This is a genomic window from Dyella marensis, from assembly GCF_900112865.1.
In the GTDB taxonomy this organism is placed as follows: Bacteria; Pseudomonadota; Gammaproteobacteria; order Xanthomonadales; family Rhodanobacteraceae; genus Dyella_D; species Dyella_D marensis_A.
Genome location: NZ_FONH01000007.1, coordinates 1 through 21229, shown reverse-complemented (window position 1 = coordinate 21229; position 21229 = coordinate 1). Strand labels below are relative to the sequence as shown.

At 69.7% G+C, this 21229-nt stretch carries 12 protein-coding genes; 5 read left to right on the top strand and 7 right to left on the bottom strand.

What is annotated here, in order from left to right:
• Positions 1–15: 15 nt before the first annotated feature.
• Both BM172_RS11790 and BM172_RS11785 read right to left on the bottom strand, forming a co-directional pair.
• Positions 16–1608 (bottom strand): SulP family inorganic anion transporter, encoded by a 1593-nt coding sequence (locus BM172_RS11790; protein ID WP_026633312.1) that lies wholly within the window; start codon positions 1606–1608, stop codon positions 16–18.
• Positions 1609–1737: 129 nt separating this feature from the next.
• The gene (locus BM172_RS11785; protein ID WP_026633313.1) at positions 1738–2190 is read right to left on the bottom strand and encodes a DUF3574 domain-containing protein; all 453 of its coding nucleotides are present in this window, start codon (positions 2188–2190) and stop codon (positions 1738–1740) included.
• 205 nt (positions 2191–2395) lie between these two features.
• Here BM172_RS11785 and BM172_RS11780 point away from each other — a divergent pair, with 205 nt between their 5' ends.
• From BM172_RS11780 to recD, 5 genes are all read left to right on the top strand, one after another.
• Positions 2396–4873: a TonB-dependent receptor plug domain-containing protein gene (locus BM172_RS11780; RefSeq protein ID WP_026633314.1), complete on the top strand. Its 2478-nt coding sequence runs from the start codon at positions 2396–2398 to the stop codon at positions 4871–4873.
• Between the two features lie 352 nt (positions 4874–5225).
• Positions 5226–7679 carry a TonB-dependent receptor plug domain-containing protein gene (locus tag BM172_RS11775; RefSeq protein WP_026633315.1) on the top strand — a complete coding sequence of 818 codons (2454 nt, stop codon included), beginning with the start codon at positions 5226–5228 and terminating at the stop codon, positions 7677–7679.
• A gap of 339 nt (positions 7680–8018) precedes the next feature.
• A complete protein-coding gene (recC, locus tag BM172_RS11770; RefSeq protein ID WP_026633316.1) occupies positions 8019–11507 on the top strand; it encodes an exodeoxyribonuclease V subunit gamma in 3489 nt (1162 codons plus the stop codon).
• Positions 11504–15175, top strand: a complete 3672-nt coding sequence (gene recB, locus BM172_RS11765; RefSeq protein ID WP_026633317.1) for an exodeoxyribonuclease V subunit beta — start codon at positions 11504–11506, stop codon at positions 15173–15175. Before recC ends, recB begins: the two co-directional genes overlap by 4 nt.
• Positions 15165–17111: an exodeoxyribonuclease V subunit alpha gene (gene recD, locus BM172_RS11760; RefSeq protein ID WP_026633318.1), complete on the top strand. Its 1947-nt coding sequence runs from the start codon at positions 15165–15167 to the stop codon at positions 17109–17111. Before recB ends, recD begins: the two co-directional genes overlap by 11 nt.
• A gap of 707 nt (positions 17112–17818) precedes the next feature.
• Here recD and BM172_RS11755 read toward each other — a convergent pair.
• From BM172_RS11755 to BM172_RS22530, 5 genes are all read right to left on the bottom strand, one after another.
• A complete protein-coding gene (locus BM172_RS11755; protein ID WP_143096516.1) occupies positions 17819–18238 on the bottom strand; it encodes a type IV pilin protein in 420 nt (139 codons plus the stop codon).
• 4 nt (positions 18239–18242) lie between these two features.
• Positions 18243–18824 carry a PilX N-terminal domain-containing pilus assembly protein gene (locus tag BM172_RS11750; RefSeq protein WP_177218813.1) on the bottom strand — a complete coding sequence of 194 codons (582 nt, stop codon included), beginning with the start codon at positions 18822–18824 and terminating at the stop codon, positions 18243–18245.
• 57 nt (positions 18825–18881) lie between these two features.
• The gene (locus BM172_RS11745; protein ID WP_081804985.1) at positions 18882–20129 is read right to left on the bottom strand and encodes a PilW family protein; all 1248 of its coding nucleotides are present in this window, start codon (positions 20127–20129) and stop codon (positions 18882–18884) included.
• The gene (pilV, locus tag BM172_RS11740) at positions 20126–20632 is read right to left on the bottom strand and encodes a type IV pilus modification protein PilV (protein ID WP_051548296.1); all 507 of its coding nucleotides are present in this window, start codon (positions 20630–20632) and stop codon (positions 20126–20128) included. Before pilV ends, BM172_RS11745 begins: the two co-directional genes overlap by 4 nt.
• A gap of 113 nt (positions 20633–20745) precedes the next feature.
• A complete protein-coding gene (locus tag BM172_RS22530; protein WP_026633320.1) occupies positions 20746–21021 on the bottom strand; it encodes a hypothetical protein in 276 nt (91 codons plus the stop codon).
• Positions 21022–21229: the final 208 nt, after the last annotated feature.

The window sequence follows — 21229 nt, the reverse complement described above, 5'->3', positions numbered from 1 at the left end:
CCTATATCGTCAGGCCTAGGTCGAAGTCGCCGCTGGCTTCCCGCGCTGCACGCTGAGCAACAGCAGCACCACCGCAAGCACGCCGTAAGCCCCGGCGAACTGCCACACCAGCGCACGCGCCTGCGCATCCAGCAGCCAAGGCAGATACACGCCGCCCGCCGGATCCACCGAATGGATCAGGCCGAACAGCGTCAGCGCACCGCCCAGCAGCAGGATCAAGGCCGCGCGCCCGGTCTTGCCGTCGATCAGCGCCACCACGAAGCTGGCCCACACCATCGAAGTAATGATGAAGCCATTGCCCAGGATGGTGATCACCGCCAGCTCCGCCACGCCATGCCCATGCTGGCCGAACAGCTCGGCGAAATGCGCGGGCGCTACATAGGTCGGATCGCTCAGCTTGATCGTCACCATGCGCGCGATCGCCGGGAAGAAGCTGAATACCACCGCCGCCGCATAGCGCATCGGCGTGGCCTCGAACGCCTGCACGGTGATGCCGATCGCCACGAACACCAGGATCGGCGCCAGCACCGACAGCGGCACCAGCTCCACCAGGTTGGACAGATAGCCGAACACGCCGCCCAGTCCGATCACGATGCCGGTCAGCAGGGTATAGCCGCTGCGCGCGCCCATCGCCTTGTACGAAGGCTGGCCGATATACGGCGTGGTCTGCGCCACGCCGCCGCAGAAACCGGCGACCAGGGTCGCCAGCGCTTCCACCAGCAGGATGTCGCGGGTGCGGTATTCATCGCCGGCAGCGCGCGCGCTTTCGGTGACATTGATGCCGCCGACCACCATCAGCAAGCCGAACGGCAGGATCAGCGGCAGATACGGCACGGTGTAGGCGATGCCGTCGATCCACCTGAGAGTGGGCAGCGGCAGCGCGAAACGCCAGGTCCATCCGGCCGGCGCGTGATAGCCGCTGCCCAGCCAGCCCAGCGGCCCCAGCACGTAGTACAGCGCCGCACCGATCGCCACCGCCGCCAGCACGCCCGGCACGCCGAACGGCAGGCGCCCCTTCGCCACCAGCGCGTACAGCACCACGCCCAGGCCGGCAAAGCCGACCAGCGGCACCTTCATGATCTCCACCAGCGGCAGGAAACCCATCAGCACCAGGGCGATGCCGGCGATCGAACCGAGCAGCCCCGCGCGCGGCACATGCCGCTGCACCGCGCCGCCGAAGAACGACAGCACGAACTTCAGCACGCCCATCACCACCAGCGAGGCCATGCCCAGTTCCCAGGTGGCCTGCGCGGCGGCCGCCTCGTCCATGCCGCCCTGCTTGAAATGCACAAAGGCCGGGCCGAGCACCAGCAGCGCCATGCCGATGCTGGTCGGCGCATCCAGGCCCAGCGGCATCGCGGTCACGTCGTCGCGGCCCACGCGCGCGGCCAGCCGGCGCGCCATCGCGGTGTAGGCGAGATTGCCCAGCAGCACACCCAGCGCGGTGCCGGGAAACATGCGCAGGAACACGATGTCGGCGGGGAAGCCGAACAGGCCGATCAAGGCGGTGGCGATGAAGGCCATGATGGACAGGTTGTCCACCACCAGGCCGAGGAAGCCGTTGAGGTCGCCGGGTGTGAGCCAGCGGCGTGCGCTTGTGTTGTTCAAAAGTAAGTTCCTTCAAAGCCCGTCATGCCGGCGCAGGCCGCAATCCGGTAACGAAAAGCGCGTGAAAGCGATCGCACCGCCCCTGCTCTTCCGCCGCTGGATTCCGGCCTGCGCCGGCATGACGAAAAGTCAGAACGATACATCCACCGGCTGCGTCACCCGCAATACCGACTGGTCGCCCGTGCGCTGCTTCCATGCCGCGCGGATGGCCTCGATCTTCGCGCGGCTCTCCGGCGAATCCGGATAGTCGACCACCAGCTGCTTGGAGCGCAGCCGCTCGGGCGCGGCCTGCTGCTTGCCCTGCCACTGCCCGTACACGTCGATCACGCTGAGCCCGTCGGGAAAGCGCGGCGTCACCTCCTGGTCGAGGAAAGTACGCCAGGCCTGCTCGCTCACGCCGCCGTCGGGCTGGTCGACCAGGCCGAGGCCGAAATACAGCCGCGTCTCCACCCAGCCGCGCGTCGCCGCCGGATGCGCGGCGTCGCCCTGCAGGGTCGAAGCGCCCGGCGCGGTGGCCTGCGAGGCGCACCCTGTCGCCAGCCCGAGCAGCAGAACCATCGGCAGCCTGCGTAGAAAGATCATGGTCGGTTCCTTTGTGTGGCCCATGCAACGTCCATTCGGATATCCATGGCAGGCGGCGGGGCATTGACAAGAGCCGGTCGACCGGCCATCGCCGTTTGGACGTCCAAATGGATAGAAAGAGCGGCAAGCAAAGCATTGTCGCGAGCTTTTCGCAATGAACAAATGCGGCTGCGGCGGATTTCGCCGCGCCACACGGAAGCGAAGCATGCCCGCTCTTCACCGCAAGTACCGCCTCGCCCGCCTGCCCGCCGCGATCGCCCTGGCCACCCTCGTTGCCCAGGCGCAGGCCTGGGAGGTCGCCGCAGACGAGCAGGTGCACCAGTTGGAAAAGATCGTGGTGATCGGCGTGCGCGCCAGCGGACGCACCGCCACCGCGCTGCCGGCTCCGGTCGATGTATTGAGCCGGAACGACCTGCGCACTGCCGGCGCCATCAACGGCGAACTGGGCCAGGCGCTGGCCAACCTGCTGCCTTCGTTCAACTTCCCGCGCCAATCCAATTCCGGCGGCTCGGATCACGTGCGCGCGGCGCAGCTGCGCGGACTGTCGCCGGACCAGGTGCTGGTGCTGGTCAACGGCAAGCGCTTCCACACCTCGGCCCTGGTCAACACCGACACCAAGATCGGGCGCGGCACCACGCCGGTGGACTTCAACGCGATCCCGATCAGCGCGATCAAGCGGGTGGAAGTGCTGCGCGATGGTGCCGGCGCGCAGTACGGCTCGGACGCCATCGCCGGCGTGATCAACATCGTCCTCGACGACGCGGCCGACGGCGGCGAGGTCGTGCGCACTTTAGGCGCGCATCGCACCGATGTCCCGGCGACCCGCCAGCGCATCACCGACGGCAACGGCGGCCATACCTATGCCAGGTTCGGCACGCGCCTGCCCGGCGACGGCTTTCTCAATGCGGGCGTGGAAACCGGCCGGCGCAAGGCCACCAACCGTGCCGGCAGCGACACCGTGCCCGACTGGCTGGCCGACCCCACGCCCGCCAACCTGGCCCTGCGCGGCAAGCGCAACTACGCGGCGGGCGATCCGCAATCGGAGAACTACAGCGGCTGGCTCAATGGCGAACTCCCGCTGGACGCGAATGCACGCCTCTACCTGCTCGGCATGTATGCCCGGCGACGCACCATCGGCGCCAATTACTTCCGCTATCCGGACAGCAGCGCCAACGTGCCGGCCATCTATCCCGACGGCTACCGTCCCGAATCGGTCGGCCGCAACCGCGACATGCAGTTCATGCTCGGCATCCGCGGCCAGGTGGCGGGCTGGGATCTCGACGGCAGCTTCAACGTGGGCGGCAACGTCTTCGACTATGACCTGCGCCGCTCGCTCAATGCCTCGCTGGGGCCGGCCAGCCCGACCGCCTTTCGTCTCGGCGGCTATCGCTTCGCGCTGGAGAGCGCCAATCTGGACGGCAAGCGCGGCCTGGCGGTAGGCGATGCCTATCTCAACCTGGCCGTGGGCGGCGAATTCCGCCGCGAGCGTTTCCGCACCCGGCCCGGCGACCCGGCTTCGTACGCAGCCGGCACCTATGCCGCTGCGCCGATCGGCGCCCAGGCCGGAGGCGGTCTGCAGCCGCAGGATGCCGCGCGGATCGCGCGCCGCGTCGGCGCCGTCTACGCAGAAGTCTCCAGCGATCTCACCGAACGGGTCTTCATCGACCTGGCGGCGCGCTACGAACACTACGGCGACTTCGGCGGCAACCGCAGCGGCAAGCTCAGCGCGCGCTGGGAGTTCGTGCCGGGCTTCGCGCTGCGCGGCACGGTGTCCGACAACTTCCGCGCACCCGCGCTCAGCCAGATCGGCTTCGAATCCACCACCAGCGGTTACGGCGCCGACGGCAGGCTGCTCAGCGGCCGCATTCTTTCGGTGAACAACCCCATCGCGCGCGGCCTGGGCGCACGGGCGCTCAAGCCGGAGACCTCGCGCAATCTCAGCCTGGGTCTCACCGGCAAGCTCGGCGACTATCTTGATTTCAGCCTGGACGTTTATCGGATCAGCGTCGCCGATCGCGTCACGCTGTCCGAGACCATCCGCAGCCCCGGCCTGGAGAGCCATATCCAGCGACGCTTCGGCGTCCCCGGCGTGCAGAGCGTGGCGTTCTTCACCAACGCAGTCGACACGCGCACGCGCGGCGCCGAGTTCGTCGGCAACTACCGTGCGCCACTGGCCGGCGGCAAGCTGCTGCTCACGCTGGCCTACAGCTACAACCGCACCGACATCCGCCGCGTGCGGCCCACGCCGTCGCAACTGACCGCCATCGGCGCCCGCAACCTGCTGTTCGGCGCCGAGGAGCGCAACACCCTCACCGACGCCGCCCCGCGCGAGCGCGGCTCGTTCACCGCCAGCTGGAACGATCGGCGCTGGTCACTGCTCGGCCGGGCCACGCGGCAGGGCTCGACGGTGCGCGTGTTCGACTTCGGCGACGGCCACCAGCCACGCCAGCGTCATGCCGCGCGCTGGCAGTTCGACGCCGAAGCCGAGCTGCGCCTCAGCCCGCGTTTCAGCCTGGCGGTGGGCGGCTACAACCTCACCGATCGCTACCCCACCCGTTCCCGCAGCGATATCGACTACGGCGGAAACTTTCCCTACGACGTGATCTCGCCGGTCGGCATCAACGGCCGGTATGTATATGCGCGCGTGCGCTACAGCTTCGGGTCCGGCGGCGTGGAGGGATAGAAGCGGCCGCGTCGCGCGACACTCCTTTCATTTGGACGTCCAGACGGATAGGCCCTCGGACGCCCGCACGAACCGTAACGAAGTATTGACACGAGCCTTGCGCAATGCAACAAATGCCGAACGGCGCGCTTGCGCAGCCGACTCCACCGCTCTTCCACCTGCTCGCGTCCCCGCACCGTGCCCATCTCGCCCGACGGACAACCCAGCCTCTCGCGCACCGTGCGAATGCGGCGATGTTGCCGTTGCCGCTGAGCCGCCGCGCCGGGCGCTGAGCCCCGCGCCACCTTTCGATCGACCTCGACGCCGCGCACCGCGCGGCGCGATCCGCTGCCGCCGCCTGCAAGGAATCCGCATGTCCGCCCCATCCCGGAAGTACCGCCGCACCCGACTGTCCGCCACCCTCGTGCTTGCCCTGGCCGCACTGCAGGCGCAGGCCCAGCAGGCCGCCGACCAGCAAGCGCGCACCCTGGACCAGGTCGTGGTGACCGGCGTGCGCGCCAGCAGCCGCACCGCGCTGGAATCGCCGGTGCCGGTGGACGTGCTGAGCCAGGACGACCTGCGCGCCGCCGGCGCGGTCAACGGCGAACTGGGCCAGGCGCTGGCCAACCTGCTGCCTTCGTTCAACTTCCCGCGCCAATCCAATTCCGGCGGCTCGGATCACGTGCGCGCGGCGCAGCTGCGCGGACTGTCGCCGGACCAGGTGCTGGTGCTGGTCAACGGCAAGCGCTTCCACACCTCGGCCCTGGTCAACACCGACACCAAGATCGGGCGCGGCACCACGCCGGTGGATTTCAATGCGATCCCGATCAGCGCGATCAAGCGGGTGGAAGTGCTGCGCGATGGTGCCGGCGCGCAGTACGGCTCGGACGCCATCGCCGGCGTGGTCAACATCATCCTGGACGACGCGCCGGACGGCGGCGAGGTGGTGGGCAGCTATGGCGCCAACCACACCCGCTTCGGCCCCGCCGACCGCACCATCACCGACGGCAACAGCAGCTATGGCGCCGCCAAGTTCGGCACGCGGCTGGCCGGCAGCGGTTTCTTCCGCGCCGGCATCGAGGCCGGCCATCACGATGCCACCAACCGCGCCGGCATCGACACCGTGCCCGACTGGCTGGCCGATCCCACGCCCGCCAACCTGGCCTTGCGCGGCAAGCGCAACTACGCCGCGGGCGACCCCAAGTCGGAGAACTACAGCGGCTGGCTCAACAGCGAACTGCCGCTGGGCGATACCGCGCGGCTGTACTGGTTCGGCACGTATACGCAGCGCCATACCATCGGCGACAACTACTTCCGCTATCCGGACAGCAGCGCCAACGTGCCGGCCATCTATCCCGACGGTTACCGTCCCGAATCCGTCGGCAGCAACCGCGACGTGCAGACCGCCGCCGGCATCCGCGGCAAGCTCGCCGAGTGGAACCTCGACGGCAGCCTCAACTGGGGCAGCAATGCCTTCGACTACGACCTGCGCAATTCGCTCAACGCCTCGCTGGGTGCGGCCAGCCCGACCGCCTTCCATATCGGCAGCTACCGCTTCGACCAGGGCAGCGCCAACCTCGACGGCAACCGCGAATTCGCCGCCGGCAGCCGCTACGTCACGCTGGCGCTCGGCGCCGAATACCGCCACGAACGGTTCCGCACCCTGCCGGGCGACCCGGCCTCGTATGCCGCCGGCCCCTATCTCGATGCGCCGGTCGGCGCGCAGGCCGGCGGCGGCCTGCAGCCGCAGGATGCCGCGCGGCTGTCGCGCAACGTCGGCGCCGCTTACGCGGAGCTGTCCAGCGACATCACGGATCATTTCTTTGCCGATGCCGCGGCGCGCTACGAGCACTACAGCGATTTCGGCGGCAACTGGAGCGGCAAGCTCAGCGCACGCTGGGAGTTCGCGCCGGGCTTCGCGCTGCGCGGCGCCGCCTCCAACAATTTCCGCGCGCCCTCGCTCAGCCAGATCGGCTTCGAATCCACCACCAGCGGCTACGGTGCCGACGGCAAGCTGGTCACCGGACGCATTCTGTCCGTGCGCAACCCGATCGCGCGCGGCCTGGGCGCGCAGGCGCTGAAGCCGGAGAAGTCGCGCAATTTCAGCTTAGGGTTGACCGGCCAGGTCGGCGAGCACTTCGATTTCAGCCTGGACGCCTACCAGATCAGCATCGACGACCGCGTCACCCTGTCCGAGACCATCGACAGCGCCGGACTCGAGGATTACATCCTGCAGCACTTCGGTGTCCCCGGCGTGCAGAGCGTGGCCTTCTTCACCAATGCGGTGGATACCCGCACGCGCGGCGCCGAGCTGGTCGGCAACTACCGCACGCCCTGGGCCGGCGGCAACTTGCTGCTGACCCTCGCCTACAGCCGCAACCACACCGATATCCGCGCCGTGCGCGCCACGCCGCCGGAACTGGCCGCCACCGGCGCCGGCAACGTGCTGTTCGGCGACGAGGAGCGCAACACGCTCACCGACGCCGCGCCGCGCCAGCGCGGCTCGTTCAGCGCCAGCTGGAACAACCGCCGCTGGTCCCTGCTCGGCCGCGTCACGCGGCAGGGTTCGACCGTGCGCGTGTTCGACTTCGGCGGCGGCTTCGAACCGCGCCAGGTCTATGCCGCGCGCTGGCAGCTCGACGCCGAGGCCGAACTGCATCTGACGTCGCGCTTCAGCCTGGCGCTGGGCGGCTACAACCTCACCAACCAATACCCGACCCGTTCCAACAGCGACATCAACTATGCCGGCAATTTTCCGTATGACGTGATCTCGCCGATCGGCGTCAACGGCGCGTATTGGTATGGCCGCGCGCGCTACACATTCTGATCATGAAAACAGTCGCCGACCTCGACGCATGCGTCGCATGACGACGCCTCGCCGGCGTCGATCGTCATCCGCATCGATCACCGCCGCCGCGTTCGGGCAGACACAAAAGTATTGACACCGACCACATACGTTGGCGCACAATGCGTCACCCGCGCACAAACATGCGTGGCCCACTGCCAAGCTTCACCCGCAACACCCATCGCCGCATGCCTCACCGCATGCGGCGATGTTCGTTTCAGGGTCCGCTCGCTGCGGGTGCGCAGCAACACCGGCACGCGTGGCGTGCCACGCCGATGTCCGCCACAATTCCCGCATGACCACCTCTTCGCGCCGCCGGCCGTGACCGCCACCCTGGCCCTGCCCCTCGACGTGCCGATCGAACCGGGCCTGATGGTCATCCATGGCAACCGCCTGGAGGATCTGCGCGACCTGCTCACCGCCTGGATCCAGCGCACGCCGCTGCGCCCGCTGGAAGACGAGCTGATGCTGGTGCAGAGCAACGGCATCGCGCAGTGGCTGAAGCTGGCCCTGGCGCGGCCGCCGGAAGCAGGCGGCCTGGGCATAAGCGCCGCGGTGCAGGTGCAGTTGCCCGGCCGCTTCCTGTGGGACGCCTATCGCGCGGTGCTCGGCCGCGATGCGGTGCCGCCGACCTCGCCGTTCGACAAATCGCGCCTGGCCTGGCGGTTGCTGCGGCTGATCCCGCGCCACCTGGACGACGCCGACTTCCGCCCGCTGCGCGACTTCCTCGGCGAGCAGCCCGACTGGCGCAAGCGCTACCAGCTCGCCGCGCGCATCGCCGACCTGTTCGACCAGTACCAGGTCTATCGCGCGCACTGGCTGGCCGACTGGGAACGCGGCGTCGACGAGCTGGCCGACGACTGGCGCGGCCGGCGAGCGCCGCTGCCTTCGGGACAGCGCTGGCAGGCACAGCTGTGGCGACTGCTGCTGGACGATGTCGGTCCCGCCTTCCGCGACAGCCATCGCGCCGCGGTCCACGCCGCCTTCGTCGAGCGCGCGCAGGCGATGGCCGAACGGCCGGCGCGGCTGCCGCGGCGCATCGTGGTGTTCGGCATCTCCTCGCTGCCGCTGCAGACGCTGGAAGCGCTCACCGCATTGGCCCGGCACAGCCAGGTGCTGCTGATGGTGGCCAATCCCTGCCGCCACTACTGGGCCGACATCATCGAGGACCGCGAGCTGCTGCGCGGCGAACGCCGGCGCCAGCCCGGCAAGCCCGGCCTGCCCGAGCAGCCGCGCTACGAAGAGCTGCACCTGCACGCCAACCCGCTGCTGGCGGCGTGGGGCAAGCAGGGGCGCGACTACATCCGCCTGCTCGACAGCTTCGACCAGCCGGAGCGTTATCGCCGCCGCTTCAGCGCCTGGGGTTCGAGCATCGACCTGTTCGCCGATCCCGGTCGCGATACCTTGCTGCACCAGGTGCAGCAGGCCGTGCTCGATCTCGAGCCGCTGCCCGGCGATCCGGCGCAACGTCGCGCCTGGCGCGAGGACGACGACTCGCTGAGCTTCCACGTCGCCCACAACGCGCAGCGCGAGGTGGAGATCCTGCACGACCGCCTGCTCGCGCTGTTCGAGCAGGCCCAGCGCGAAGGCCGTCCGCTGGCGCCGCGCGATGTGATCGTGATGGTGCCGGACATCCAGGGCTACGCGCCGCATGTGCAGGCGGTGTTCGGCCGCATTCCGCCCGGCGATCCGCGCCACCTGCCCTACGCCGTCGCCGACCAGCCGGACCGCGGCGCCGCGCCGCTGCTGGTGGCGCTGGAACACCTGCTGTCGCTGCCGGAATCGCGCTTCACCGTCAGCGACATCCTCGACCTGCTCGACGTGCCCGCGCTGCGCGACCGGTTCGATATCGACGAGACCGGCCTGCCCACGTTGCGGCGCTGGATCGAGGGCGCCGGCATTCGCTGGGGCCTGGACGGCGCGCAGAAGGAAAGCCTCGGGCTGCCGCCGCAGGCGCAGAACAGCTGGGCCTTCGGCCTGCGCCGGCTGCTGCTCGGCTATGCGGTCGGCCCTGGCGAGACCTGGCAGGACACCGCGCCCTACGGCGAAGTCGGCGGCCTCGACGCCAGCCTGCTCGGCCCGCTCAGCCGCCTGCTCGACCAGTTGGAACTGCATTGGCATGCGCTGCGCGCGCCCGCCGCGCCGATGGTCTGGGCGACGCGGCTGCGCGACCTGCTCGCCGCGTTCTTCGACAGCGGGGACGGCACCGACGGCGACCGCCTGCGCCGCCTCGACGAAAGCCTGGACGCCTGGCTCGACGCCTGCGCGGAAGCGGCGCTGGACGAGCCGCTGCCGCTGGAGATCGTGCGCGAGCACTGGCTCGAAAGCATCGACGCCAGCCGCCTGTCGCAGCGCTTCATGGGCGGCGCGGTGAGCTTCGGCACGCTGATGCCGATGCGCGCCATTCCGTTCCGCGTGGTCTGCCTGCTCGGCATGAACGACGGCGACTATCCCCGTCAACAAACCCCTGCCGATTTCGACCTGATGGCGCAGCCGGGCCAGGCCCTGCCGGGCGACCGCTCGCGCCGCGAGGACGACCGCTATCTGTTCCTGGAAGCGCTGCTGTCCGCGCGCGACACCCTGCATGTGAGCTGGGTCGGCCGCAGCGTGCGCGACAACACGGTGCTGCCGCCGTCGGTGCTGGTCGGCCAGTTGCGCGACTATCTCGCCGCGGGCTGGCGCCCGGCGCAGGACGCGGACGACCTGCCCGGCGAGCTCACCACCGAATACCCGCTGCAGCCTTTCAGCCGGCGCTACTTCGGCGCCGACGACGCCCCCCGCCTCTTTACCTATGCGCACGAATGGCAGCGCGCACACGCGGCCGACGCACGCGGCACGGCCGCCGAACCGCTGGCGCCCTGGCAGCCGGAAGCGCCGCTCGCGCTGGATGCGCTGCAAAGCTTTCTGGCGCGGCCGGTGCGCCACTTCTTCAACCAGCGCCTGAAGGTCTATTTCGGCGGCGAGGAAGCCGACACGCTGGACGACGAGCCGTTCGCGCTGGACGGACTGGAGCGCTACCAGGCGATCCAGGGCGTGCTGCAGGCGGCGCTGGCCGGCGATGGCGGCGCCGCATCGCGCGCGGTCGTCGACGCCGTCCAGCGGCTGGGCGCACAAGGCCTGCTGCCGACAGGCGGCTTCGGCGAGCTGTGGCAGGAGAGCATCGCGCGCGAAGCCGGCACCCTCGCGGCGCACTGGCATGCCGCCGACGGGCGCTGGCCACGCGTCGACGACAAGTACGAACTGCGCCACGAAGCCGATGGCCTGCCGCTGGAAGACTGGCTGTCGGACCTGCGCCGGCCCGATCCCGCGCAGGCCGGTATCGACTACGTGCGCCTGGAACTGATCCAGGGCCCGCTGCTGGCGCGCCCGCGCGGACGCCGGCTGGACAAGCTGGTCGCCGCCTGGGTCGCGCACCTGTTCGCGCATGCTGGCGGACTGCGGGTGCAGACGCGGGTGATCGCGATGGATGCGCAGCCGTACTTTCCCGCGCTCGATCCGGCGCAGGCGCGCGCCCTGCTGGACGAACTGCTCGACGCGCTGCGCCACGGCATGCGCGCGCCGCTGCCGCTCGCGCGCAAGACCGCCTTCGCCTGGCTGCAGGCCGAGCACGACGGCCGCGATGCGGCCGCCGCGGCGCGCCAGTGCTACGACCGCGACGACAGCGGCCAGCGCCACGCCGAAGTGGACGAGGATACGTACCTGCAACGCGCCTGGCCCACGCTGCAGGCCATGCTCGACGCCGGCTTCGAGCGCTGGCTGCCGCTCTACCGCGCCCTCGCGCAGAACGTGCGCTGGGAGGACGGCACATGAGTGCGCAGCCGCTGGATCCGCTACAGCTGCCGCTGCATGGCGTGCGCCTGATCGAAGCCAGCGCCGGCACGGGCAAGACCTGGACCATCGCCGCGCTGTACCTGCGCCTGGTGCTCGGCCATGGCAGCGGCACGCCGCTGCTGCCGGCGCAGATCCTGGTGCTGACCTTCACCAAGGCGGCCACCGCGGAGTTGCGCGACCGCATCCGCGCACGCCTCACCGAGGGCGCCACCGTGTTCCGCGGACAGCCGGCCCCGGACGATTTCCTCGCCGCGCTGCTCGCCGAATACCCGCATCCGGATGCACGCGCCGCCGCCGCGCGCCAGCTGGAACTGGCCGCGCAATGGATGGACGAGGCCGCGGTGCACACCATCCACGGCTGGGCACAGCGCATGCTCGCCCAGCACGCGTTCGACAGCGGCCATCCCTTCGTGCAGGACATCCAGACCGACGACGGCGAACTGCTGGCCGAAGCGGTGCGCGACTACTGGCGCCTGCAGTGCCTGCCGCTGGGGCGCGATGCGGCGGCGCTGCTGGCGCGCTGGTGGGGCAGCCCGCGCGAGCTGCAGCTGGCGCTGCGGCCGCTGCTGCGCCAGAACGTCGCTGACCTGCGCCTGCACGGCCAGCCGTTGCCGCGGGCGGCGGATGTGCAGGCGATCCTGGAGGCGCCGCTGCTGCGCTTCCAGCACGCGACGACGCACGCACGCACGCTGTGGCTGGCCGACCGCGAAACCATCGAACGCCGACTGGAAGATGCGCTGCGCGACAAGGCACTGAATGGCCGCAGCTACCCCGCCGAACGCCTGCCGCAGGACCTGGCCGCGCTGCGCGCCTGGGCCGAAGGCGGCGAGGCCGACGACAAGCTGCTGGCCCGCTACGCGCAGTCGCGCCTGGACGGCGCGGTCAACAAGAACCGCAGCGCGCCCGCACACGCCGCGTTCGCGGCCATCGACGAAGCGATCGCCAGCGCCGCCGAACTCGACCTGGCCCAGCCGCTGGTCCTCGCCCACGCCACGCCCTGGGTCGCCGCGCGGGTCGACCTGGCCAAGCGCCAGCGCGCCCTGCTCGGCTTCGACGACATGCTGCGCCGCCTGGACGAAGCGCTGCACGGTCCCGCCGGCGCGCGCCTGGCCGACACCATCGCCGCGCAGTATCCGGTCGCGCTGATCGACGAATTCCAGGACACCGACCCGCTGCAGTGGCGCATTTTCCATCGCCTGTATGCCGCGCGTGCGGAACTTGGCCTGCTGCTGATCGGCGATCCCAAGCAGGCGATCTATGCCTTCCGCGGCGCCGACATCCACACCTACCTGCAGGCGCGCGAGACTGCGGCGCCACCGGTGTGGACGCTGGGCACCAACCATCGTTCCACCGCGGCGCTGGTGCGCGCGGTCAATCGCGTGTTCGAGCACGCCGATCGCCACGCCGACGGTGCCTTCGCGTTCGGCCGCGGCGAGCGCGGCCTGCCGTTCCATCCGGTCGCCGCGCGCGGCCGCCCGGCCGAGCTGGTGCTCGACGGCGCGCCGGTGCCCGCGCTGCAGCTGGCGGTGCTGGACGAAGGCCAGTGCGTCGGCAGCACCGCCTATCGCCAGCGCATGGCCGCGCAGGCGACGGCGTGGCTGGCCGGCCTGCTGGCTGCGGCGCGCGAGCGGCGCTGCGGCTTCGCCACGCCCGACGGCATGCTGGTGCCGCTGGCGCCGGGCGACATCGCGATCCTGGTGCGCAGCGGCCGCGAGGCGGCGCTGGTGCGCACCGCGCTGCGCGAAGCGGGGCTGCGCAGCGTGTACCTGTCCGATCGCGATTCGGTGTTCTGCGCGCCCGAGGCGGCGGATCTGCTGCTGTGGCTGAAGGCCTGCGCCGAGCCCGGCTCCGACCGCGCCATGCGCGCCGCGCTGGCCACCCGCAGCCTCGACCGCGACGACGCCGAACTGGATCGCCTCAATACCGACGAGCGCGGCTGGGAAGCCTGCGGCGAACGCTTCCGCGCCTTCCAGCAGACCTGGCGCCGCCACGGCGTACTGGCCATGCTGCATGACCTGCTGCATGCCTTCGACCTGCCGGCGCGGCTGCTGGCACGCGACGGCGGCGAACGCGCGCTGACGAATCTGTTGCACCTGGCCGAGCTGCTGCAGCAGGCGGCCGCCGCGATCGATGGCGAGCACGCGCTGATCCGCCACCTGGCCGAGCAGGTCGCCGACGCGCGCGAAGGCCAGGCCGAGGCGGCCGAGGAACAGATCGTGCGCCTCGAAAGCGAAGCCGAGCTGGTCAAGGTGGTGACGGTGCACAAGTCCAAGGGCCTGGAATATCCCCTGGTGCTGCTGCCGTTCGCCTGCGCGGCGCGCGAAGTGAGGCGCGACGACCTGTTCGTATGGCATGACGACGCCGGCCGGCCGCACCTGGACCTGGAGCCGGACGACCAGGCCTGGGCCCAGGCCGAGCGCGAACGCCTGCAGGAAGACCTGCGCCTGCTCTATGTCGCGTTGACCCGCGCACGCTATGCCTGCTGGGTCGGCGTGGCCTGCGTGAACGTCGGCAATGCCAAGGCCTCGGCGCTGCACAAGTCCGCGTTCGGCTATTTGCTGTCAGGCGGGGCGGCGATCGAGCCTTCCGCGCTGCTGCCCGCGCTGCTGGCGATGCGCGGCGGCGAAACCGCCATTGCCGTCGAAGGCCTGCCGGAAACGCCGGCACCGCATGTATTCCATCCGATCGCACACGACGGCGCCGATACCCGGCCCGCCCGCAGCTATGCCGGCCGCCCCGGCGAGCGCTGGTGGATCGCCAGCTACAGTGCGCTGAAGTACGACGAAGAGGCGCAGCTCACCGGCGCCGCTCCCGCCGCCCCGGAAACGCCGGCGCAGGACGTACTGGCCGAAGCCGGCACGGAAAAGCCGGTGCCCGTCGCCGCCGCCGAAGGCAGCGGCATCCATGCCTTCCCGCGCGGCGCGGTGGCCGGCACCTTCCTGCACGACCTGCTGGAATGGGCGGCCGAGCAAGGCTTTGCCGACGTCGCCGCGGATCCCGCACCACTCGCCGAACTGATCGCGCGCCGCGTGCAACGGCACGGCTGGCAGGCGCAGGCCGCGCTGCTGGCGCAGTGGGTGCCGGCGCTGCTGCGCACGCCGCTGCCGCTGGGCAACGGGCGCTCGCTGGCCCTGGCGGAGCTGTCCGACCTGGCGCGCTACCGTGCCGAGCTGGAGTTCTGGTTCGCCGTCAACGAAGTGGACACGCTGGCGCTGGACCGCCTGGTCACCGCGCATACGCTCGATGGACGCCCGCGCCTGCCGCTGCTGCACGACATGCTCAACGGCATGCTCAAGGGTTTCGTCGACCTGCTGTTCGAGCACGGCGGCCGCTATTACGTGGTCGACTACAAGTCCAACTGGCTGGGTGCGGATGCGGGCGCCTATACCGCCGAGGCGGTGCGCGACTCGGTGCTGCGCGAGCGCTACGACCTGCAGTACGCGATCTACACCCTGGCCCTGCACCGCCAGCTGCGCGCGCGCTTGCCGGACTACGACTACGAGCGGCATGTCGGCGGCGTGCTGTACCTGTATCTGCGCGGCATCGACGGTGCGGGCCATGGCGTGCATCACGAACGCCTGCCGCTGGCCCTGGTCGAGGCGATGGACCGCCTGTTCGCCGAGGGAGGCCGCGCCGATGCCGCCTGATCATCGCCTGCTTGCGCTGTTCGCCGCCGAAGAGCAGCAGCGCCTGCGCCCGCTGGACGTCGCCTTCGCGCGCTTCCTGGCCGAGCAGGATGCCGCGGCCGATGGCGCGTGGCTGCTGCTGGCGGCGCTGCTCAGCCGGCGCGTGGCGGATGGCCATCTGTGCCTCGACCTGGCGCTATGGGAAGCGCTGGCCGAAGAACAGGCCTGGCCGGCGCCATGGCGCGAAGCGATCGCGCGCGTCCTGGCTGAAGCCGGCGCGCCGGCATGGATCGGCGCCGGCGACGATGCCACGCCGCTGGTGCTGGATGGCACGCGGCTGTACCTGCGTCGCTACTGGAACCACGAGCGGCAGGTTGCCGAGGCGATTCGTGCGCGCCTCGCGCAGCCCCATGCCGCACCGGCGCATCTGCGCGCCGAACTGGCCCGGCTGTTTTCCAACGACGCCACACCGGACTGGCCGCGCATCGCCTGCGCGCTGGCCGCGCGCGGCGCCTTCACCGTGATCACCGGCGGCCCCGGCACCGGCAAGACCACTACCGTAGTGCGCCTGCTCGGCCTGCTGCAGACGCTGCGCCTGCGCGCCGGCGAGCGGCCGCTGCGTATCCGCCTGGCCGCGCCGACGGGCAAGGCCGCGGCGCGCCTGCAGGCCTCGATCCAGGGCCAGCTGGCGCAACTGGACGTGGACGACGCGGCGCGCGCGGCGATTCCTGCGCAGGTCGATACGCTGCATCGCCTGCTCGGCGCGCGTCCGGATACGCGCCGCTTCCGCCACGACGCCACGCGCCCGCTGCCGCTGGACGTGCTGGTGATCGACGAAGCGTCGATGGTGGACCTGGAGATGATGTCCGCTGTGCTCGCTGCGTTGCCGCCCGGCGCGCGGCTGGTGCTGCTGGGCGACAAGGACCAGCTGTCATCGGTGGAGGCCGGCGCGGTGCTTGGCGACCTGTGCCGGCGCGCGGAAGCCGGCCATTACGACGGCGACACCGCCGCGTGGCTGCGCGAGGTGTCCGGCGACGACGTCGAGCCATGGACTGCCGCCGATGCGCAGGCGCTGGACCAGCAGGTGGTGATGCTGCGGCACAGCCATCGCTTCGGCGCGGACAGCGGCATCGGATGGCTGGCGCAGGCGGTGAACGCTGGCGACCTGCCTGGACTGCGGAAGTTGTTCGCCACGCCCAGCGCCGATATCGCGTGGATCGCGCATGCCGCGGATCAGGCTGACCTGGCTGACCTGGTGCTGCGCGGCGGCGGCGGGCGCTTCACCGCCGAGGGCGAGGCGCTGCAGGGTTATCGCCATTACCTGGAACTGCTCCGGCACGAGCGCCCCGCGCCCGGCTCGGGCGATGCCGCGCACGAGGCCTGGGCGCACCGCGTGCTCGATGCGTTCGGCCGTTTCCAGGTGCTGTGCGCGCTGCGCCGCGGCGACTACGGCACCGAGGGACTCAACCGCCAGATCGAGGACACCCTCGGGCGCGCGCGCCTGATCGACGCCAGCCACCTCTGGTACGAGGGCCGCCCGGTGCTGGTCACGCGCAATGACTACAACCTCGGCCTGATGAACGGCGACGTGGGCGTGGCGTTGCTGGTGCCTGGCGAGGATGGCGTGCCGCGCCTGCGCGTGGCATTCGTCGCCGCGGGGCCGTCGGCGGGCCCGGACGGCACGCGCATCCGCTTCGTGCTGCCGTCGCGGCTGGGCGAGCTGGAGACGGTCTACGCGATGACCGTGCACAAGTCGCAGGGTTCGGAGTTCGATGCCACGGCGCTGGTATTGCCGGCGCAGGACAGCGGGATTCTGACGCGCGAGCTTTTGTATACCGGCATCACCCGGGCGCGGCGACGCTTCATCCTGGTCGGCGGCGAGCACGTGGTGGATATCGCCACGCAGCGGTTGACGCTGCGGCATTCGGGGTTGCGGGAGCGCCTGTTGCAGCCATAACGCTGTTCTCTCTTCCCTTCGGGCGGCCCGGAGGTAGTCCCTGCGCTAGAGAGGGTTGGGGTGAGGGACCGGGACTCGCCCCAATGCTTCTGCTTTAGCCATGCAGTCGGCGCCTTTGCTCGTCATCCCGGCGTAGGCCGGACGAGCGCGTAGCGCGAAGAACGCCCGAAGGGCGGCCCCGAAGGGGCGAGTGAAGCGAGTCATCCAGTAGCGGTGCGCATGGTTGTCGCGTTATCGCTTGCCTTGTCTCGCCTATGGCGAGTGGTTTCGTGCCGCTGCCGCGGCCCGAGTTACTTTCTCTTGCTTGCCCAAGAGAAAGTAACCAAAGAGAAGGGCACCCTGCACGGCGCCCTCCGCAGCTTCGCTGCTGCGGGTACGTGAGGGCTGGCCGGGCTTTTTGACGGGACATCCGTGTCCCGTCAAAAAGGCGAGGACTCCTGTCCTCGCCCCCTTCGGGGCCTGATCGTCCAGCCCTCACCGCCGCGCCAAGGGGGTTGAAGATCAAGAGCCAGAGCAAAAGCGCACAAGCGGAACGCCGCGGGCTGCGCCGCGTGCTCTCGTTGGATCTTCGCGAGTGCCTGCATCCCCCTCTCCCCGCCGGGGAGAGGGTTGGGGTGAGGGGCCGGGCGGAGCGCGACCCTGAATCTCGCGGCGAGCTCAAAAGGCTCTTCTCCTCGCCAAGCTTCGACACCGCAACGACCCATGCACTACCAACAAGCCCCACCGCCGGCAGCATCACCCGACCCCGCCGCCTCCTTCCTCCCCGTATCGTCGACACTCAACACCCCGCACGCATCGCCCGTCTGCGCCGCTGATGGCCAGGCCACTGCCACGAAGCTCTGCGGACTATCCCCCGCCCCCAACCGCAACGTCGCCCTATAGAACCCTTGCTCCGACCACGCCGGTTCGGCAAAGCCAAGGTCAGCCAGATCGCCATAACGGTTATAGGTCGCGTAATGGCGCTCCTGCGCATGAGCGATGCGCAACAGCAGCTCCTTGCCCTCGACACGCCGCGCGCGATAGGCATGACGCCGGTACGCCGGCAGCGCCACCGCTGCGAGCACGGCGACGATAGCCAGCGCCGCCAGCAGTTCGACCAGGGAGAAGCCACGCTCGCCACCGCGCATGGGCTCAGTCCCCGCCACCCTCGCCGCCAGCGGCGAACACGCTTTCCCGGACCTGCACGACGTTCGGGCGGCCGCCGGTGGCGCGTGCGGTGATGCGGTAGATGCGCCGCCCCGTACCTGCCGTGGTGCCCGAGTTTGCCGGCCCCAGATCCTCGATGACGTAAACCGGATTTCTCGCCAGCACGGCCGTCCTGCGCGCTTCGGCGTCCAAGCCGCTGCCCGGCAGCATGGTGAAGTCGCGGCTGCCGTTGCTACCCCGGTATTCGGTTGCGCCCTCGGTTATCCATCCGGATGCGTGGCGGAAAGCTTCTATCGATGCATTCGGATGCGCCGGATCGTCGATATGGCAATCGGCGACCGGCGCCTCGCCGCAATGCAGCGCCCCTGCGGCAGCGCCGCTCCAAAGCCGCCACTGCGCGCCGCGCAATGCGGCTTCGGCGGCGAACGCGGCCTGCTGCGCATTGCGCTGCGCGCCGGCCATGCGCTCCTGCAGCAGGGCCTGTCCCACGGCTCCGCTTGCAAGCAGCGTCAAGAGCAGCAGGAAGATCAAGGCCAGCAACAGCACGATGCCGCGTTGTGGCGCCATGCGGTCCAGCGGGCGCGGGCAGGAAATTCGATGCATGCCGGGTTCCTCGCGCCGTCGTTATCGGCTGTCATGGCGCACGGCCACGAACGCGCTGAACTCGCGCCGCAGCATGCGCGGATCGAAGCCCTGTTCGGAGGGGCGCACGGCACGGGTGGCGGCGTCCGGCGGCGCGGGCTTGAGGTCGCCGTCGATGCTGTAGGCATAGCGCATGGCAACGGCATCGAGCGCTCCATGCACCTGCTGGCCGTCCATCAGGACATGAACTTCGATGGATCGCACCGTCCGCCATAGGCAACCGTAGTCATTGTCATCCGCGGGACAAGCAATGCTGCCGCCGCCGCGATCGTCGACTCGCGCCGCCGTGAGATGGCGGACTGCGCCCGCGGCATCTTCTACGCCATAGCTGAAATCCATCCGCTCCACGCCGCGCACCACCTCGTTGGCCAGACCATTCTCGCGGCGCATCAACGCGCCGGTAGCGGCGCCATCGCCGGCGTCCACCACCTGCAGGTAATAGGTGACGGTGCGGAAATCGCGGTTGAAGTCGAACAGGCGCAGCGCGGCGAAGGACGGAGGCAGCGCAGGCGAAGCGATGTTGCGGCCGGTTTCGACCGCATCGGGATAGAACGTGTTGCCGCCTTGCAGATTCGCCGAAAAGATCTGCGCGGACGCACAGCCGGCCAGCATCAGCAGATCGCCCGGCTGGAAGACATCGGCGATTGCCTGATCCTGCGCACCGGCGTGGATGGCGACATGGTGGATCGTGCCCTGCGCAGTACCGACGACCGCGCCGGCACCTGCGGACCATCCGCCACCCATGTCCAGATAGCGCAGCGTCAGCACGTCGGCACCCACGACGCGCTGGCCCACGGCGCGGCCCATCGCAGGCAGGCTCGCCGGTGTTTCCGGCACGCAACTCTTCTTGCCGCATTGATAACCACGCATCCACAGAAAGGACGGAAAGCGGTACGGCGATGAAGGGAACGCCGGATAAGGCGCATGCCCCCATCGCGCCGTCACGTCGTGCAATGCGCTGTTCAAGCCGGTGGCCTGGACGATGGGAATGGCGCCTTCTTGCGGACAATAGAACGCGTTCGCCATGCGCAGATCCCGCGTCACGCGCGCAATGGCGAAGCGGCCGTTTTCCTGCAGGCGGGCGAACTGGCTCAGCATGCGCTGGCTGGCCGAGACGGCGAGAAGCACAGCGACGAAGCCGCTGGCCACGATCAGGCCGAGCGCCATGGCGACCATCAGCTCGATTAGGGAAACACCTATCGTGCGATAGCGGAAGGTCACGACACTCATGGCTGGAACACCCAGGCCAAGCTGCGCATCGCCGCGGCGCGATGTTGCCGGTTGCCCGCGCCGCGCTCGAGCCAGCGCACCGTCATCGTGCACAAACCGCTGAACGGAGTCGGCGTGCCGGCGGGCGACACAACCATGTGGCGATCGCAATGAATAGTGCCCTTGCCGTTCGGCAGCACCGTCTGCAGCCGTGCCGCCCACATGGCCCGGTCATGCGCCGCGAGAGCGTCCGGCGCGCACGCAGCAGCAATACCACAGGCCGTCGCACCGCCTTGCGCTTCACCCTCGTAAGCATCGGCCCGCACGCCGGCCGGATTGGCGCGCATGCGCTCCACCATGTCGCCGGCGAGGAAGCTTGCCTGGGTGCGCAGGTAGCCGGCGTGGGTGGCGCGTGCCGCAAGCGTCATCCAGCCGCTGAGGCCGATGGCGCCGATGCTGAAGATGGTGAGGGCGACGAGGACTTCGAGGAGCGAGATGCCGCGTGATGATGCGGGGATGGACATCGTTTCCTTCCTTGGGGGAATGGATGTCCAGGTTAGGCAGGTCGGGCATCGGAGAAGATGGAAGCGATGTTTTTCTCGAAGTGCTGAAGAAAGGCGCTTCGGAACGGAAAAAGCTAGATGTCCATCACGTGGGTGACGGGTTGCGCTTCACTGAAATGAACTTGCTGCTCGACGAGAATCGGCCGCTTTTCAGCCTGGTTTGCGCTTGTCGCGATATCCGCCTTGCGCTCCGCCCGGCCCCTCACCCCAACCCTCTCCCCGACGGGGAGAGGGAGACGCAGGCACTCGCGAAGATCCAACGAGAGCACGCGGCGCAGCCCGCGGCGTTCCGCTTGTGCGCTTTTGCTCTGGCTTTTGCTCTGGCTTTTGCTCTGGCTCTTGATCTTCAACCCCCTTGGCGCGGCGGTGAGGGCTGGACGATCAGGCCCCGAAGGGGGCGAGGACAGGAGTCCTCGCCTTTTTGACGGGACACGGATGTCCCGTCAAAAAGCCCGGCCAGCCCTCACGTACCCGCAGCAGCGAAGCTGCGGAGGGCGCCGTGCAGGGTGCCCTTCTCTTTGCCTACTTTCTCTTGGGCAAGCAAGAGAAAGTAGGTCG